Annotated in this window: 14 protein-coding genes; 8 read left to right on the top strand and 6 right to left on the bottom strand. The window is 75.4% G+C overall.

Annotation, left to right across the window (positions count from 1 at the left end; translation table 11 throughout):
* Window positions 1-43: 43 nt before the first annotated feature.
* Window positions 44-826 (bottom strand): putative protein N(5)-glutamine methyltransferase, encoded by a 783-nt coding sequence (locus tag Q1A09_RS02480; protein ID WP_299951704.1) that lies wholly within the window; start codon window positions 824-826, stop codon window positions 44-46.
* Between the two features lie 84 nt (window positions 827-910).
* On the opposite strand from Q1A09_RS02480, the gene Q1A09_RS02485 reads away from it, so the two are divergent.
* Both Q1A09_RS02485 and Q1A09_RS02490 read left to right on the top strand, forming a co-directional pair.
* Window positions 911-1,762, top strand: coding sequence for a sigma factor (locus Q1A09_RS02485; protein ID WP_299951706.1), 852 nt, complete (start codon window positions 911-913; stop codon window positions 1,760-1,762).
* A complete protein-coding gene (locus tag Q1A09_RS02490) occupies window positions 1,759-2,802 on the top strand; it encodes a hypothetical protein (protein WP_299951708.1) in 1,044 nt (347 codons plus the stop codon). Before Q1A09_RS02485 ends, Q1A09_RS02490 begins: the two co-directional genes overlap by 4 nt.
* Window positions 2,803-2,808: 6 nt before the next feature.
* Here Q1A09_RS02490 and Q1A09_RS02495 read toward each other — a convergent pair whose 3' ends face one another.
* Window positions 2,809-3,597 (bottom strand): putative hydro-lyase, encoded by a 789-nt coding sequence (locus Q1A09_RS02495; protein ID WP_299951710.1) that lies wholly within the window; start codon window positions 3,595-3,597, stop codon window positions 2,809-2,811.
* 2 nt (window positions 3,598-3,599) lie between these two features.
* Complete coding sequence (locus Q1A09_RS02500) at window positions 3,600-4,307, bottom strand: GntR family transcriptional regulator (RefSeq protein ID WP_299951712.1); 708 nt, start codon at window positions 4,305-4,307, stop codon at window positions 3,600-3,602.
* A gap of 141 nt (window positions 4,308-4,448) precedes the next feature.
* Between Q1A09_RS02500 and Q1A09_RS02505 the strand changes: the two genes are divergently transcribed.
* The 5 genes from Q1A09_RS02505 (at window position 4,449) to Q1A09_RS02525 (ending at window position 8,724) form a co-directional block, all read left to right on the top strand.
* On the top strand, window positions 4,449-5,693 hold the full coding sequence (locus tag Q1A09_RS02505; RefSeq protein ID WP_299951714.1) for an NRAMP family divalent metal transporter: 1,245 nt from the start codon (window positions 4,449-4,451) through the stop codon (window positions 5,691-5,693).
* Between the two features lie 14 nt (window positions 5,694-5,707).
* Complete coding sequence (locus Q1A09_RS02510) at window positions 5,708-6,460, top strand: LamB/YcsF family protein (protein WP_299951716.1); 753 nt, start codon at window positions 5,708-5,710, stop codon at window positions 6,458-6,460.
* Window positions 6,460-7,074, top strand: a complete 615-nt coding sequence (locus tag Q1A09_RS02515; protein ID WP_299951718.1) for an allophanate hydrolase subunit 1 — start codon at window positions 6,460-6,462, stop codon at window positions 7,072-7,074. Before Q1A09_RS02510 ends, Q1A09_RS02515 begins: the two co-directional genes overlap by 1 nt.
* The gene (locus Q1A09_RS02520) at window positions 7,071-7,907 is read left to right on the top strand and encodes a biotin-dependent carboxyltransferase family protein (RefSeq protein ID WP_299951720.1); all 837 of its coding nucleotides are present in this window, start codon (window positions 7,071-7,073) and stop codon (window positions 7,905-7,907) included. The genes Q1A09_RS02515 and Q1A09_RS02520 overlap by 4 nt, the downstream gene beginning before the upstream one ends.
* A 130-nt stretch (window positions 7,908-8,037) precedes the next feature.
* A complete protein-coding gene (locus Q1A09_RS02525; protein WP_299951721.1) occupies window positions 8,038-8,724 on the top strand; it encodes a spermidine synthase in 687 nt (228 codons plus the stop codon).
* A 103-nt stretch (window positions 8,725-8,827) separates the two neighbouring features.
* Here the strand turns inward: Q1A09_RS02525 and Q1A09_RS02530 are convergent, their stop codons facing one another.
* Entirely contained in the window at window positions 8,828-10,177 is a 1,350-nt protein-coding gene (locus Q1A09_RS02530; RefSeq protein ID WP_299951723.1) for a nitrate/nitrite transporter, read from the bottom strand.
* Window positions 10,178-10,325: 148 nt separating this feature from the next.
* Window positions 10,326-11,648, bottom strand: a complete 1,323-nt coding sequence (locus Q1A09_RS02535; protein WP_299951725.1) for an alpha-amylase family glycosyl hydrolase — start codon at window positions 11,646-11,648, stop codon at window positions 10,326-10,328.
* 108 nt (window positions 11,649-11,756) lie between these two features.
* Between Q1A09_RS02535 and Q1A09_RS02540 the strand changes: the two genes are divergently transcribed.
* Window positions 11,757-13,169, top strand: a complete 1,413-nt coding sequence (locus Q1A09_RS02540; protein ID WP_299951727.1) for an MFS transporter — start codon at window positions 11,757-11,759, stop codon at window positions 13,167-13,169.
* Between the two features lie 64 nt (window positions 13,170-13,233).
* Here the strand turns inward: Q1A09_RS02540 and Q1A09_RS02545 are convergent, their stop codons facing one another.
* Window positions 13,234-16,338 carry an efflux RND transporter permease subunit gene (locus Q1A09_RS02545; protein ID WP_299951729.1) on the bottom strand — a complete coding sequence of 1,035 codons (3,105 nt, stop codon included), beginning with the start codon at window positions 16,336-16,338 and terminating at the stop codon, window positions 13,234-13,236.
* Between the last annotated feature and the right edge of the window lie 47 nt (window positions 16,339-16,385).

Below are 16,385 nucleotides of genomic sequence, written 5' to 3' on the forward strand. Positions count from 1 at the left end.
GCCAACGGCCCCCTCCCCGACCGGGGAGGGGGCCGTTCGCGTCTCAGGCCTCGCGGACGGCCACGACCACGGTCGCCGCGAGGTCGTCGTCGGTGACCACCCGGGCGGCCAGTCCCGCGGCGGTGCACAAGGCCAGCGTCCGGTCCGCCTGCTGCCGGCTGGTCTCGATCAGCAGCGCACCGCCCGGCGCCAGCCAGTCGGGCGCGCCCGCGGCCACCCGGCGCTGGACGTCCAGCCCGTCGGGACCGCCGTCCAGCGCTGCCCGCGCCTCGTGGTCGCGGGCCTCCGGTGGCATCAGCGCGATCGCCTCGGTGGGCACGTAGGGCGCGTTCACCACCAGCACATCGACCCGGCCGCGCAGCTCGTCGGGCAGCGCGTCGTACAGGTCCCCGCAGTGGACGGCGCCGGGCACGTTGCGCCGTGCGCAGCGGACGGCGACCGGGTCGACGTCGGCGGCGTGCAGCTCCACCGACCCGACGGCCACCGCGACCGCCGTCCCGACGGCCCCGACACCGCAGCACAGGTCCAGGACGACGTCGCCCGGCGCGGCGAGTGCCGCAGCCTCCCGCACCAGCAGCCGGGTGCGCTGCCGGGGCACGAACACCCCGGGCTCCACGACGAACCGCAGGCCGCAGAACTCCGCCCAGCCGAGCACCTGCTCCAGCGGCTCCCCCGCCACCCGCCGCGCGACCAGGTCGGCGAGCTCGGCCGACGACGACGACGCCGCCTCCGCCAGCAGCGCCGCCTCCTCCTCGGCGAACACGCAGCCCGCCGCCCGCAGCCGCCCGACCACCGCCGGATCCCGGACGGGCAGGTCGGCGGTCATCGGGGCCAGTGTGCCGCCTGGCTGACGGAACGGGATCACACCGATACGGTGCCGCCAACGACAGTTGGACCCGAGGAGGTGGGCGTGGACCAGCGCGGTACGGCGTTCCCGGCGTTCGTCGCCGAGCACGAGCCGCAGCTGCGCGGCACCGCCCTGCTGCTCACCGCCGACCCGGTCGACGCCGAGGACCTGCTGGTCGCCGCGCTCGCCGGGGTGCACCGCCGCTGGCGCCGGCTCGACTCACCGGCCGCCGCACTGGCCCACGCCCGGGACTCTCTGGTCGCCGGCGCCCTGGGCGGCGCCGGGCTCCCCGCCGGCGGGCTCGTCACCGACCAGCAGCAGCCGGACGACGACGACCGGTGGCTGCAGGCGCTGGCCGAGCTGGACCCCCGCACCCGGGCCGCAACCGTGCTCCGCCTGCACGAGGGGCAGGACGAGGACGCCACCGCCGCGCTGCTGGGCTGCTCCCCCGCCGAGGTCGGCGCCGCGCTGGCCGACGCCCTGGACGTCCTGGCGCCGCTGCTGTCGGAGGGCCCGTCCAGAGGCCTCCTCCACCACCCCGAGCCCGCCGCGCAGGCGGCCCACGAGAACGGGCACTCCCCCGGGCCCGAAACCGCAGGCCCCCTGCCCACGCCGGTCGCGCACGCCACAAGCGCGCACCCCGACGCCGCCTACCGCAGACCGGGCGCACCCACGCCCCGACCGCAGACGCCGGCCGCCCCCACCGGGGACCACGACCCCCACGCCGCCTACCGCCGACCGGGCACACCAGCAGCCCGGCCGGCGACACCCGCCGCCCCCGCCGGAGACGACGACCCCCACGCCGCGTACCGCCGGCCGGACGCACGGCCATCGCGACCGGAGTCACCGGCCGTCCCCGTCCCCGACGTCGGCCGGGACAGCGACCCCGACGCCATCTACCGGCGGCCGACGTGACCGACGACGTGGCCGGGGCGGTGGCCGCCCGGCTCGAGCAGCTCGCCGCCCGGGCCGGGACCGGGGACGACACCGCCGCCCGCGCCCTCGCGGTGGACCGTCACCGGCGGCGCCGCGCCGGGCGCTGGGTGGCCGGCGCCCTGGCCGTCGTCCTGCTGGGCACCGGGGCGTCGCTCGCCCGCTCGGCCGTGGCCGAGGCCCCCACCGACCGGGCCACCGTCATCGCCACCGCCACCGCGACCTGGGCGCCGTTCGTCACGCCACCACCGACGCTGTACGACGTGCCGACGCGGGGCTCCCTCGCCGGCGACGAGGAGTTCCTCGCAGCGATGGCGGAGACCAGCTGGACGGACCCGACCGGGCCGGACGGGCCCGTGCCGGACTGGGGCATGCCGGCGCCGGTGCCAGGGACCCAGCGGGTGGTCTACGCCGCCGACGTGCCCGGTGACCAGCGCTGGGCCGTGGTCATCGCGCAGTCCGGCGCCGAGTGGGTCTACGCCTGGTTCACCGGGCCCCGCGGCGGAGAGCCGGCGGAGATGACCCCGCTGATCAGCTCGATGCCGGTCAGCGGACGCGATCGGCTGGCGCTGCTGGACGCTCCCGGCGAGACCGGCACGCTGGTCGTGCTGGCCGAGCCGGGCAGCACGGCCGAGTACTCCCCCAGCCTGGACCGTGCGCCCAGCGGCCAGCTGGTCCGGGACCACGACCGCCTGCCCACGGTCGACGGGGTGCCCCTGGACGTGGTGCCGGCTCCGCTCACCTGGACCGCCGGACTGGTCCGGGTGACCACGCCGGACGACGGCCAGCTGCCGCTCTTCCCGACGCTGGCCCGGCAGCCGACGGCGTGGCCGGAGTACCCGTCCGGAGAGGTCGACCCGGCCCTGGCCGCCCCCTGCCTGGAGGCCATCGGGGTCACCGTGGAGTTCTACGACGACGGCTACGGCCTGAGCTCCGGCACGGCGACGGGCGAGATGTCCAGCGCGGAGGAGTTCGCCCACGAGGAGGCCATCGCGGCCTGCTTCCGCGCCGCCGAGCGCTGAGCCGGCTCAGAGCTGCCGGTACACCGCGTCCGGGACGTCGGTGACGAACATGTGCCCCGGGGCGTGGGTGATCGCGAACGGCGGGCGCGAGGCCATCAGCGCCGCCTGCGGCGTCACCCCGCAGGCCCAGAACACCGGGACGTCGCCGTCGGCGAGCTCGACCGGGTCGCCGAAGTCGGGGCGGGCCAGGTCGGCGATCCCGAGTGCGGCCGGTGACCCGACGTGCACCGGCGCCCCGTGCACCTGCGGCATCCGGGCGGTCACCTGCACCGCGGTGGCGACCAGGTGCCCGGGCACCGGGCGCATCGAGACCACCAGCGGCCCGGACAGCCGCCCGGCCGGCCGGCACTGCCGGTCGGTGCGGTACATCGACACGTTGCGGCCCTGCTCGATGTTGCGCACCGGCACCCCGGCGTCCAGCAGGGCGGTCTCGAAGCTGAAGCTGCAGCCGATCAGGAAGGCGACCAGGTCGTCGTGCCAGAGGTCGTTCACGTCGGTGGGCTCGCCCGCCAGCTCGCCGTCCCGCCACACCCGGTAGCGGGGCAGGTCGGTGCGCAGGTCGGCGCCGGGGGCCAGCGCGGTCTCCCACGAGCCGGCGTCGGTCACGTCGAGCAGTGGCACCGGCTGGGGGTTGCGCTGGCCGAACAGCAACATGTCCCAGGCCCACTCCCGGGGCAGGACGACGAGGTTGGCCTGGGTGTGCCCGGGTGCCCAGCCCGAGGAGGGCCCGGCCAGCCCGGCGCGGAACGCGGCACGGGCGGCGGCGGGATCGGCGGCGGGGACGATCGTGGTCACGGTCAGCTCCTCGGGCGTTCGCGGTGGGCGGCCAGCAGCTCGGCCTCGGAGTCGTGCAGGTAGGCCTCGAGCTCCTTGGCCGCCTGCTCGACCTCCCCGCCGGCCAGCAGGTCCAGCAGGGCGCGGTTGCGGCTGACGTAGGGCTCGTGCAGCCGCTGCGGAACAGCGATGGCGTGGAAGGCGAGCCGGAGCTCGGCGAGCAGCCGGGCCGTGGTCTCGTCGATCCGCCGGCTGCCGGCCAGCGCCACCAGCTGCTGGTGGAAGCGCATGTTCGCGGTGCCGGCGGCGACCCAGTCGCCGCGCCGGGCGGCGTCCTCGCCGGCGGCGACCGCGTCGTGCAGCGGCCGCAGCCGGACGGCGTCCAGGGTGTCGAGCCGGCGGACGACGTCGCACTCGATCGTCCGCCGCAGCCGGTACAGGTCGACCAGGTCGTCCTCGGCCAACTCGGGCACGAAGACGCCGCGGTGCAGCCGGTGCACCAGCAGGCCCTCGTGGGTGAGCAGCCGGAACGCCTCGCGCAGCGTGTTGCGGCTGACGTGCAGCACCTCGACCAGCTGCTCCTCCGACAGCCGGGTGCCCGGCGGCAGGTCGCCCTCGATCACCCGGGAGCGGAGCAGCTCGGCGACCCGTTCGGCGGTGCTGGACCGGTCGAAGCTGCGCACCTCGTGCGCGACGGTGCGCAGCCAGGTGGTGTCGGCGGGCTCGGGCATGCCGTCATCCTGCCGTCTCCTGTTGTGTCCGCGCAGTTAAATGTTCCGCGATCCTCTTGAGGGATTGTTCAACAACTCTCTAGGTTCGGTCGCCAACAGGACGCCACCGCCAGGTGGCGCCACCCCGAGCCGGGAGCAGCCATGGCCGCCGAACCGCACCGCACGCCCGCCGAGCCGTCCACCGCACCCGGCGGGCGGCTGGCCTCCAGCACCCGCTCCACCCTGCTGGGCGCGATGTTCCTGATGGCCACCTCGGCCATCGGGCCCGGCTTCATCACCCAGACCACGACCTTCACCGTGCAGCTGGGCGCCGCGTTCGCCTTCGCGATCGTCATCTCGATCCTGATCGACATCGCGCTGCAGCTGAACGTCTGGCGGGTCATCGGCGTCAGCGGCCGGCGGGCGCAGGAGCTGGGCAACCTGGTCGCCCCGGGCCTGGGCTGGGTGATGGCCGCCTTCCTGCTGATCGGCGGGCTGGTGTTCAACATCGGCAACGTCAGCGGCGCGGGCCTGGGCACCGACGCGATGCTCGGCCTGGACCCGAAGATCGGCGGCGCGCTCTCGGCGCTGATCGCCATCGGCATCTTCCTGAGCAAGCGGGCCGGGGTGGCGGTCGACCGGATCGTCGTCGTCCTCGGCCTGGTGATGATCGTGCTGACCACCTACGTCGCGATCACCTCCGGCCCCCCGGTGGGCCAGGCGCTGCGCAACGTGGTGCTTCCCGAGGACATCGACGTCCTGGCGATCACGACCCTGGTCGGCGGCACCATCGGTGGCTACATCGTCTACGCCGGCGCGCACCGGCTGCTCGACTCCGGCGTCTCCGGCCCCGGCCGGGTGCGGGACATCACCCGCGGGTCGGTCACCGGCATCCTGATCACCGCGGTCATGCGGGTGGTGCTCTTCCTGGCCATCCTCGGCGTGGTCACCGGTGGCGCCGCCCTCGATCCGACCAACCAGGCGGCCTCGGCCTTCGAGCAGGCCGCCGGCGAGGTGGGCCTGCGGGTGTTCGGCATCGTGCTGTGGGCGGCGGCGATCACCAGCGTCATCGGCGCCTCGTACACGACGGTGTCCTTCGTGACGACCCGGGCGACGTCGGACCGCACCCGCACCTGGCTGGTCGTCGGCTTCATCGCGTTCACCTCGCTGGTCTACGTGCTGATCGGCACCGCACCGACCACGCTGCTGGTGTTCGCCGGGGCGTTCAACGGCCTGCTGCTGCCGATCGGGATCGCCGTCCTGCTGTGGGTGGCCACCCGCCGGACCGACCTGCTGAACGGCTACCGGTACCCGCGCTGGCTGCTCGCGATCGGCTGGGTCGCCTGGCTGCTGACCCTGTACCTGGCGGTGCGGTCGATCCAGCCCGTCATCGACCTGTTCTCGTGAGAGAGGCTGTCGGCATGGACCTCAACTCCGACCTCGGTGAGGGCTTCGGCCAGTGGACCCTCGGTGACGACGACGCCCTGCTGGGCGTGGTCACCAGCGCGAACGTCGCCTGCGGCTTCCACGCCTCCGACGCCTCGATCATGCGGCGGGTGGCGGCGAAGGCCGTCGAGTCCGGCGTGGCGATCGGCGCGCAGGTCGGCTACCGCGACCTGCCCGGCTTCGGCCGCCGGTTCATCGACGTCGAGCCGGAAGCGCTGACCGCCGACGTGGTCTACCAGATCGGTGCGCTGGAGGGCTTCGCCCGGATCGCCGGCGACCGGGTGCGCTACGTCAAGCCGCACGGCGCCCTCTACAACGCGATCGTGCACCACGAGGAGCAGGCGGCCGCGGTGGTCGCTGCCGTCGTCGCCTACGACCGGACGCTGCCGGTGCTCGGCCTGCCGGGCTCGGTGTGGCTGCGGCTGGCCGCCGAGGCCGGGCTGACCGTGGTGCACGAGGCGTTCGCCGACCGCGCCTACACACCGGAGGGCACGCTGGTCTCCCGGCGGCTGCCCGGCGCGGTGCTGCACGACCCGGCCGAGATCGCCGCCCGCTGCGTGGCCATGGCCGCCGGCGAGCCGATCCGGGACGTCGAGGGCGGCGAGCTCACGCTGCAGCCCGGGTCGATCTGCGTGCACGGCGACACCCCGGGCGCGGTGGAGATCGCCCGGCAGGTGCGCACGGCACTGACCACGGCGGGGGTCGAGCTGGCCCCCTTCGCCGGCTGATGCGGCTGCTCCCCAGCGGGAGCGCCGCCCTGCTGGTCGAACTCGACGGGCTGGACGACGTGCTGGCGCTCTACGCCGCGCTCAGCGCCGACCCACCGTTCGGCGTGGTCGACGTCGTCCCGGCCGCCCGCACCGTGCTGCTGGTGACCGACCCCGCCGCCACCACCCTGGCCGCGGTCGCCGACACGGTCCGGGCGACGACCCCGCGCCCGGACGCGCAGGCCGTCGGCGACAGCGTCGAGCTGCCGGTGCACTACGACGGCGCCGACCTGGCCGACGCCGCCGAGCTGCTCGGCCTCACCCCGGCCGGGCTGGTCGAGCGGCACACCGCCGCCGAGTGGACGGTGGCCTTCTGCGGCTTCGCCCCCGGCTTCGGCTACCTCACCGAACCCGGCGGCCAGTGGGACGTGCCCCGCCGGTCGACCCCGCGCACCAAGGTGCCGCCCGGTTCGGTGGCGCTGGCCGGGGAGTTCAGCGGCGTCTACCCGCGCGAGTCCCCGGGCGGCTGGCAACTGATCGGCCGCACCGACGTGGCCGTGTTCGACCTCGACCGCGACCCGGCCGCACTGCTCCGGCCGGGCACCCGGGTGCGGTTCACGGCGGTGCCCCGATGAGCCTCACCGTGCTCGCCACCGGGCCGCTGACCACCGTCCAGGACCTCGGCCGGCCGGGGCAGGCCGCGCTGGGGATCGGCCGGTCCGGGGTGTGCGACCGGGCGTCGGCGGCGCTGGCCAACCGGCTGGTCGGCAACCCCGCGGACGCCGCGGTGCTGGAGGTGACCTTCGGCGGGCTCGCCGTCCGCGCCGAGGCCGACGTGCTGGTGGTCAGCACCGGCGCGCGCTGCCCCGGCGCCCCGCACGCCGCCCCGGTGGTGCTCCGCCGCGGTCAGGAGCTGCGGCTGGGCCCGCCGGCCAGCGGGCTGCGCAGCTACCTGGCCGTGCGTGGCGGCATCGCCGTCGAGCCGGTGCTCGGCTCCCGGGCCACCGACGTGCTCGCCGGCCTCGGCCCCGCGGTGGTCGCCGCCGGGGACGTGCTGCCGGTCGGCCCGCCGGTCGACCCAGCGCCCGGGGTGGACCTCGCCCCGGTGCCCGAACCGGCCGCCGGGGAGCTCACCGTCACCGTGCTGCCCGGGCCACGCGCCGACTGGTTCGGCGACGCCGGGTGGACCGGGCTCACCGACCAGGCGTGGGCGGTCACCAGCGAGAGCAACCGGGTCGGCCTGCGGCTGGACGGCGCCCCGCTGGAGCGGCTGCGGGCCGGCGAGCTGCCCAGTGAGGGGATGGTCCGCGGGGCGCTGCAGGTGCCGCCGTCCGGGCTGCCGGTGCTCTTCCTCGCCGACCACCCGGTGACCGGCGGCTACCCGGTGATCGGCTACGTGACCGACACCGACGTCGACCGGTGCGCCCAACTGCGGCCCGGGCAGACCCTCCGCTTCTCCAGCCGCTGAGCCGCCCGGGTCCGGTGGGTGCGGTGATCGCGGTCGTGGCAGAGTCGGCGCCCGCCCCGCCGCTGCGCGACCACCCGGAGGCCCCGTTGTCCGCCCGCCCCGCCCCCTCGCCCGACCGGCGCTGCGCGCGATGACCGTCACCGAGCTCGGCCGGGCCAGTGGCCCGCACGGCGAGGTGGTGCTGCGCCGGCGCACCACCGAGCACGGCGCAGTGCACCTCGAGCTGGTCGTGGACGGCGTCTTCGCGATGGACGACGTGGACACCTCCACCGAGCAGGCGCTGGCCACCGAGGCGCTGGCCCGCTGCCCCGGTGACGGCTTGCGGGTGCTGGTCGGCGGGCTGGGCCTGGGCTGGACGGCGGCCACCGCGCTCGCCGACCCCCGGGTGGCCGCGGTGGACGTGGCCGAGCTGCAGGGCCCGCTGGTGGAGTGGGCCGGCCGCGGCCTGCTGCCCGCGCTGCCGCACGAGGACGCCCGGCTGGCGCTGCACGTCACCGACGTGGCCGACCACCTCACCGCCTCCCCCGGCCACTACGACGCGGTGCTGCTCGACGTCGACAACGGCCCGGCCTTCCTGGTGCACGAGACCAACGCCGGCCTGTACTCCGACGCCGGGCTGGCCGCCGCGCTCGCCGCGCTGCGTCCCGGGGGCGTGCTGGCGATCTGGTCCAGCGACCCCGCACCCGAGCTCGCGGCCCGGCTCACCGGCCTGCCCGGCGTCGTCGGCGTCGAGCACCTGGTGCTGCCGGTCGAGCGCGACGGCCGCCGGTACGAGTACGCGATCGTGCTCGGCCGGCGCGCACCGGCCGAGCCCTGACGGGCCGGCCCGGGGAGAGCGCCGGGCGTCCCCGGCTCCCGCGGTGGCTCGGACCGAGCGGTCCACCCGCCGCAGGCCACCGGCGGACGGCCGGGCAGCGCGGTCAGTCGTCCTGGCGGGGCGTCGTCGGGTAGGCCGATCCACCGCGCAGCCGGGCGCGGGCGGCGGTCACCAGCGGGACGAGGACGACGCCGTCGCGGGCCATCCGCGCCCGCAGCTGCCGGCGGTGGCGGACCACGCCGACCAGCCCGATCGCCCAGAACACGTACTGCACGGCGAACGCGGCACGGAAGGCGTCCAGTGAGTAGTCGGTCGAGCTGCCCGGGGTCAGCGCGTCGAGCACGAAGCCGATCGCCAGGATGGTGCACAGCGAGGCGAAGAAGCCCCCGACGTTGACCACCCCGGTGGCGCTGCCGGAGCGCTCCACCGGGTTCTCGGTGCGCGCGTAGTCGAAGCCGATCATCGACCCGGGGCCGTTCGTGCCCAGCACCAGCACGAGCACCACGAGCAGCCACAGGGGCGCCCGGCCCGGCCACAGCAGCACGACCGTCCAGATGGCGGCGGTGACGGCGAGGATGCCGAACACCAGGTTGGACCGGCGCAGCGGCCAGCGGCCCACCAGCCGGCCCAGCAGCGGGCCGAAGGCCATCCCGACCAGCACCAGCAGGGTCAGCAGCCCCGCCGCCGTCCCCGCGGACAGGCCCTGGCCCACGGTCAGGAACGGGTAGCCCCACAGCAGTGCGAAGACGGTGCCGGAGAACTGGGTGACCAGGTGGGTGTAGAGGCCGATCCGGGTGCCCGGCTCCCGCCAGGCGGCCGTCAGGTTCTCCCGGACCGCGTCCATCCCGGCCACCGACGGCGCCGGCGTGCCGGGCGGGGCGTCCCGCAGCGCGACCAGCACCAGGACGCCGACGAGCACCCCGACCCCGGCGGCGCCGAGGAACGTCGGCGTCCAGCCGGCCGTGTGCAGCAGCGCGACCAGCGGGTAGGCGGCAACGATCTGCCCGACCTGGCCGAGGATGCCGGTCAGCTGGGTGACGACCGGGACGGTACGGCCGGGGAACCACAGCGGCACCAGCCGGAGCACGCTGATGAAGGTCATCGCGTCGCCGGCGCCGACGAGCACCCGGGCGGCGATCGCGGTGGGCACGCTGTCGGCCAGCGCCAGCACCAGCTGGCCCACCGCCATGGTCGCCGCACCCGCGACGATCATCTTCCGGGAGCCGAACCGGTCCAGCGCCACCCCGACCGGCACCTGCAGCCCGGCGTAGACCACCAGCTGCAGCACCAGGAACAGCGAGATCGCCGACGCCCCGGCGGAGAACCGCTCCTGCGCCTCCACCCCGGCCACGCCGAGGGAGGCGCGGTGGAAGATCGCCACGGCGTAGGCCACCAGGCCGATCAGCCAGATCACGTAGGCGCGGGACGGCGTCCGGATCGCTGGTTCGGTCACGTACAGGGACGACGTCCCCCGCGCGTCAGCTCTTCCCGCAGCCGCCGGTGAGTTCCCTCACCGACGGCGCGTCCCACCCGCCACGCCGCCGGCCCCGTCCCTGATCGTCCACCCGGCCATGTTGGCGAACTTGGCCGGCGGGAGGTGGTCAGCCGGCGAGGACGGCCCAGCCGTGCGGCGGCAGGACGACGGTCGCGCGGTCGGTGCCCCGGTCGCGCACCGAGCCCTCTCCGGCGAGCAGCTCGCCCGCCCCACCGGCCGGCAGAGTCGCCTCGCCGTCGGCCACGTTCAGGGCGACGACCAGCCGCTGCCCGTCACCGGCGACCGCATAGCTGAGCTGCCGGTTGTCCCGGTGCAGCGGGGTGGTGCGGGCGGTGTGCAGCCAGCGGTGCCGGCGGCGCAGCCCGATCAGCTGCTGGTGCAGCCGGTGGGTGGGCTCCCCGAAGGGGGCCAGCTCCTCCGGGGAGTCGGGGAACGCCGGCCGGACGGCGTCGTCCCCTCCGGCCCGGTCCTCCTTGACGCCGGTGAACGCCTGCTCGTCGCCGGCGTAGACCGACGGGGTGCCACCGACGGTGAACAGCACCACCAGCGCGTGCGGCAGGTGCGCGACGTCGTCCAGCCGGCTGGCGATCCGGGTGACGTCGTGGTTGCCGACGAAGGTCAGCGGCACGAACGTGTCCAGGAAGCCGTCGTGCCGGCCGAGGGCGTGGGCGAGCTCGTGCAGGTTGCCGTCGTTGAGCGAGCTCCAGATCGCCTTCCACAGCTCGTACTGGGTGACCGCGTCCATCGTCGACTCCCGCACCACCTGCGCGTAGTCGCCGTGGATCACCTCGCCGACCAGGTAGGCGTCCGGGTGCTGCTCGCGCACCCGGGGCAGCACGGTCGCCCAGAACGACGACGGGACGGCGTAGGCCGCGTCCAGCCGCCAGCCGTCGGCGCCGCGGTCCAGCCAGTGCGTCATCACCTCGGCCACCCAGTCCGCGACCACGGGCGCGGAGTGGTCGAGGGCGACCAGCTGGCCGTGGCCCTCGAAGGTGTCGTACTCCGGGACGACCCCGGGCTGCCAGGCCTCCGGCCAGCGCAGCCGGAACCAGGCCGCCGACGGCGCGTCGGGTCCCCGGTCGACGACCGCCTGGAACGCCGGGTGCTCGCGGCCGACGTGGTTGAACACCCCGTCCAGCAGCACCCGCAGGCCGCGCTCATGGGCGGCGTCGACCAGCTCGTCGAAGTCGTCGTCGTCGCCGAGCCGCGGGTCGATCCGGCCGTGGTCGACGGTGTCGTAGCCGTGCGTGCTGGAGGCGAACACCGGGCCCAGGGCCAGGCCGTTCGCGCCCAGCTCGACCGCGTAGTCCAGCCAGCCGGTCAACCGGTCCAGCCGGTGCGTGACGACCTCGGTCGCCTCGCGTTCGGCGCCCACGAAGCCCAGCGGGTAGACGTGCCACCACACCGCGTCCTGCACCCAGTCCGGCATCCCGCTCCCTCGTGCTCGACGTCCCCGACGACGGCGACGCTACCCACCGTCCGCTGGACGGGAGTTCCACCCCGTGGATGGTGCAGCTTGCAACTACCGTGGGACGACGTGACCACGCCTCCCCCTCCCCCGGCCCGGCCCGCGCTGGTGCCGGTGCTGCTCTTCCTGGCCATGCTGGTCGCGGTCATCAGCAGCCTGGGCGCCCCGCTGATCCCGGCGATCGCAGCGGCCAACGACGTTCCGGTGAGCAGCGCGCAGTGGTCGCTGACGGTGACCCTGCTCGTCGGCGCGGTCGCCACCCCGGTGATCGGCCGGCTCGGCGACGGCCGGCACCGGCGCACCGTCGTCCTGGTGGTCCTGGGGGTGGTGCTGCTGGGCAACCTGCTGGCCGCGCTGCCGCTGGGGCTGGGCTGGCTGGTCGCCGGCCGGGCGCTGCAGGGGCTGGGCCTGGGGCTGACCCCGCTGGCCATCGCCACCGCGCGCACCGCGCTGGCCGGTGAGCGGTCCCGCTCCACGGTGGCCGCACTGTCGGTCACCGTCGCCGCCGGGGTGGGGCTGGGCTACCCGCTCACCGGCGCGATCGCCGAGCTCGGCGGGGTGCACGCGGCGTTCTGGTTCGGCGCCGGGGCCAGCGCGGTGGCCCTGGCGGCGGCCGCGCTGGTGTACCCGCCCTCGCCCGAGGTGCCGCCCCGCCGGCTCGACGTCGCCGGCGCCGTCCTGCTGGGTACGGCCCTGGCCACCGGGCTGCTGGCTCTCGGTGAGGGCGAGACGTGGGGCTGGACGTCGGCCGGCGTGCTCGGCCTGTCCGCGGTCGCGCTGGTGAGCCTGGTCGCCTGGGCGGCGTGGCAGCTGCGCGCTGCGGCGCCGCTGGTGGACCTGCGGCTGGCCCGCGGGCGGGACGCCGCCACCGCACACGGCGCCGCCCTGCTGGTCGGGCTGGCGAACTACCTGCTGCTCTCCTCGGTGCCCCGGCTGGCCCAGGAGCCGGCGTCGACCGGCCACGGGTTCGGCACCTCGATCGTCGTCGCCGGCCTGGTGCTGCTGCCGTTCTCGCTGGCCAGCTTCACCGCCAGCCGGGTCGCCCGCCGGCTCGACCGGTTCGGCGGGCCACGGCTGGTGCTGCCGGTCGGCGCCGCCGTGCTCGGTGCCGGGGAGCTCCTGTTCGCCTTCGTGCGCGCGGACCTGTGGCAGCTGTTCGCGGCGATGGCGGTGGCCGGCTTCGGCGTCGGCACGGTGTTCGCCGCGCTGCCCGGGCTGATCGTCGCCGCCGTCCCGGCGGGGGAGACCGGCAGCGCGATGAGCCTGAACCAGGTGCTGCGCTACATCGGCTTCGCCCTCGGCAGCGCGCTGAGCGCCACCGTGCTGGAGGCGCAGACCCGGGCGGGCGAGGCGTTCCCGCCGAGCAGCGGCTACACCGCGATCGGCCTGATCGGCGCCGTCGCCTGCCTGGCGCTGGGGCTGCTCACCGCCCTGCTGCCCACCCGCCGCGCCTCGCGGCGGGCGCCCGTCGCCGCCGGGTGAGCAGTTCCGGTCGCCGACACGGGCGGACCCGCCGCACCGGACGACCGGAACTGCGCACTCGACCTCAGGCGGGCTGCGGCGCGACCGGACGCTGCTGCGTGCCTGCCCGCTTGGCCGCCCGGCGCTCCCGGCGGCTCTCCAGCGCGGTGTAGAGCACCGGCACCAGCAGCAGGGTGAGCACCGTGGAGCTGATCAGCCCGCCGATCACCACCAGGGCCAGCGGCTGGGAGATGAACACCCCGCCGCCGGTCAGCCCGAACGCCATCGGGGTGAGCGCCAGCACGGTGGCCGCCGCGGTCATCACGATCGGTCGCAGCCGCTTGCGGGCGCCCTCGCTGACCGCCTCGGCCAGCGGCAGGCCCTGCTCGCGGTACTGGTTGACCAGGTCGATCAGCACGATCGCGTTGGTCACCACGATGCCGATCAGCATCAGCACGCCGATCAACGCCGGCACCCCCAGCGGGGTGCCGGTGACCAGCAGCATCAGCAGCGCACCGGTCGCGGCGAAGGGCACCGAGACCAGCAGGATGAACGGCTGGGCCAGGCTGCGGAAGGTCGCCACCATGACCAGGTAGACGATCACGATGGCGATCACCAGGGCCAGGCCCAGGTCGGCGAAGGCCTCGCCCTGGTCGGCCGCGACGCCACCGATGGAGACCTCGGCGCCGGCCGGCAGGTCCAGCCCGTCGATCGCCGCCTGCAGCTGGGTGGTCAGCGCGCCGAGGTCGGCATCGGCCGGGGTCGCCGACACGGTGGCGCTGCGCTCGCCGTCGACCCGGCTGATCGAGCTGGGTGCCTGCACCTGCTCCACGGTCGCCAGCGAGGTCAGCGGCACCGGCCCGGTGGCCGTCGGCAGCACCACCGCACGCAGCTGCTCGACGGTCTCCGGTGCCTGCACCGGGTCCAGGTAGACCGGCGTGCTCGCGTCGTCGACGTCGATCTCGCCCAGCGGGACGGCGCTGGTCAGCCCGGCCAGCGTCCGGGTCACCTGCGCCTCGGTCAGCCCGGCGGCCGCGGCGGCGACGGGGTCGACGTCCACCTGCACCACCGGCAGCCCGGCGGACAGGTCGTTGGTCACGTCGGTCGCGCCCTCCACCTCGGAGACGGCCTGCTGCACCTGGTCGGCGGCCTCGGCCAGCACGTCGGCGTCGGCCGCCTGCACCAGGACGTCGACCGTCGAGCTGCCGAACCCGGAGCCGGCGGCGGCCACGGTCACCTCACCGACGTCCTCGAGCTCCTGGGCGACGTCCCGGATCTCCGCGCGGGTCTCCTCGGGGTCGCCGTCCTCGGCCAGGGTCAGCGCGAACGTCGCGGTGGGCGTGCCGCCACCGCCGTTGAACGCGGCGAACCCGCCGGCCGAGCCGACCGTGGTCTGCACGGTCGCCACCCCGGCGACCTCGCCCAGCGCGCTCTCCAGCACCCGGGCCCGCTCGTCCTGGGCAGCCAGGCTGGTGCCGGCCGGGTAGGCGGCGGTCACGGTGACGGTGTCCTCGCCGGCGTCACCGATGAAGTTGGTCTGCAGCAGCGGGGTGAGCGCCAGGGTGCCGACGAAGACCGCCAGCGCCCCGGCCACGGTCCAGCGGCGGTGGGCCAGCACGCCGCGCAGCGCAGGTACGTACAGCCGCTGCAACCAGGTGCGCCGCTCGGCGACCTCGGCCGCCTCGCGCTCGCGGGCCACCTCCGCGGTGTCCTCCCGGTCGGTGTCCGGCGCCTTCAGGAACGCCGAGGCGATCACCGGGACGATGGTCAGCGAGACGACCAGCGAGGCGAGCAGGGCGATCGCGACGGTGAGCGCGAACGGCCGGAACAGCTCGCCCACCAGGCCGCCGACCAGTGCGATCGGCAGGAACACCGCGGCGGTGGCGATGGTCGAGGAGGTGATCGCCCCGGCCACCTCGCGCACCCCGCCGAGGATCGCCTTGGTCCGCGCCTCGCCGTAGGACAGGTGCCGCTTGATGTTCTCGATGACCACGATCGAGTCGTCGACGACGCGGCCGATCGAGACGGTGAGCGCGCCCAGGGTGAGGATGTTGAGCGAGAAGCCGGCCACCTGCAGGCCGATGAACGTGACGCACAGCGACACCGGGATCGACACCGCCGAGATCAGCGTCGAGCGCACCGAGGCCAGGAACACCAGGATCACGATCAGCGCGAACAGCAGCCCGAGCCCGCCCTCGGTGGCCAGGCCCTCGATCGACTCCTCGATGAACGGTGCCTGGTCGAACACCACGGCCACCGTGCTGCCCTCACCCAGCAGCTCCCGCACCTGGGGCAGCAGGTCCTCCACGGCGTGCGAGATGTCGACGGTGTTGCCGTCGGGGGTCTGGGTCAGCCCGACCGACAGCGCCGGCTGGCCGTCGACCCGCGAGTAGGACGTCGCCGGCGCCTCACCGAGCTCGACCGTGGCGACCTCGCCCAGCGTGACGGCGGCGCCGGTCAGCGGCAGGGCGCGTAGCTCCTCGACCGAGGTGAGCCGGTCACCGGCCTGCACCGGAAGGGACTGCTCGCCCTCGGTCACCGTGCCGGCGGGCAGCACGACGCCGTTCTCCTCCAGCACCGTCGAGACCGCCGCCGGCGAGACCCCGGCGGCGGCGAGCGCGGCCGGGTCGAGGGTGATCTGCACCCGGGGCTCGCTGGCGCCGGTGACCGTCACGTCGCGCACGCCCTCGACCTGCTCGAACAGCGGGACGACGGCTGAGTCGATCCGGTCGGAGAGCGCGGCGGTGTCCCCCGGCGCGGCGATCGCCAGCTGGACCACCGGGAAGTCGGCCAGCGACCCGGCGAGCACCTGCGGCTCGACGTCGGCCGGCAGCTGGGCCTGCACCCGGCTCACCGCGGTCTGCAGCGCGGCGGTGGCCCGGTCGATGTCCGAGCCGTACTCCAGCTCGACGGTGACGGTGGCCAGCCCGGTGCTCGCCGTGGAGGTGGTGGCGACCACCCCGTCCACGGTGGCGATCGCCTGTTCCAGTGGCTGTACGACCTGGCGCTCCACCACGTCGGGCGAGGCGCCGGGCTGGGCGGCGACCACCGCGGCCGCGGGGATCTGCAGGCTCGGGATCAGCTCCTGCTTGAGCGAACCGGCCGAGATCAGCCCGAAGACGAGCACGGCGATGGTCGCCAGCGCCACGAGCGCTCGATTGCGCAGGGACAGGACGGCGAGACGGGACACGCTTCCTCCACGGCCCGGGAGCCGGTCGGGGGGATAGTTTGCGTGGA

This window comes from uncultured Modestobacter sp., from assembly GCF_947486615.1.
Taxonomy (GTDB): Bacteria; Actinomycetota; Actinomycetes; order Mycobacteriales; family Geodermatophilaceae; genus Modestobacter.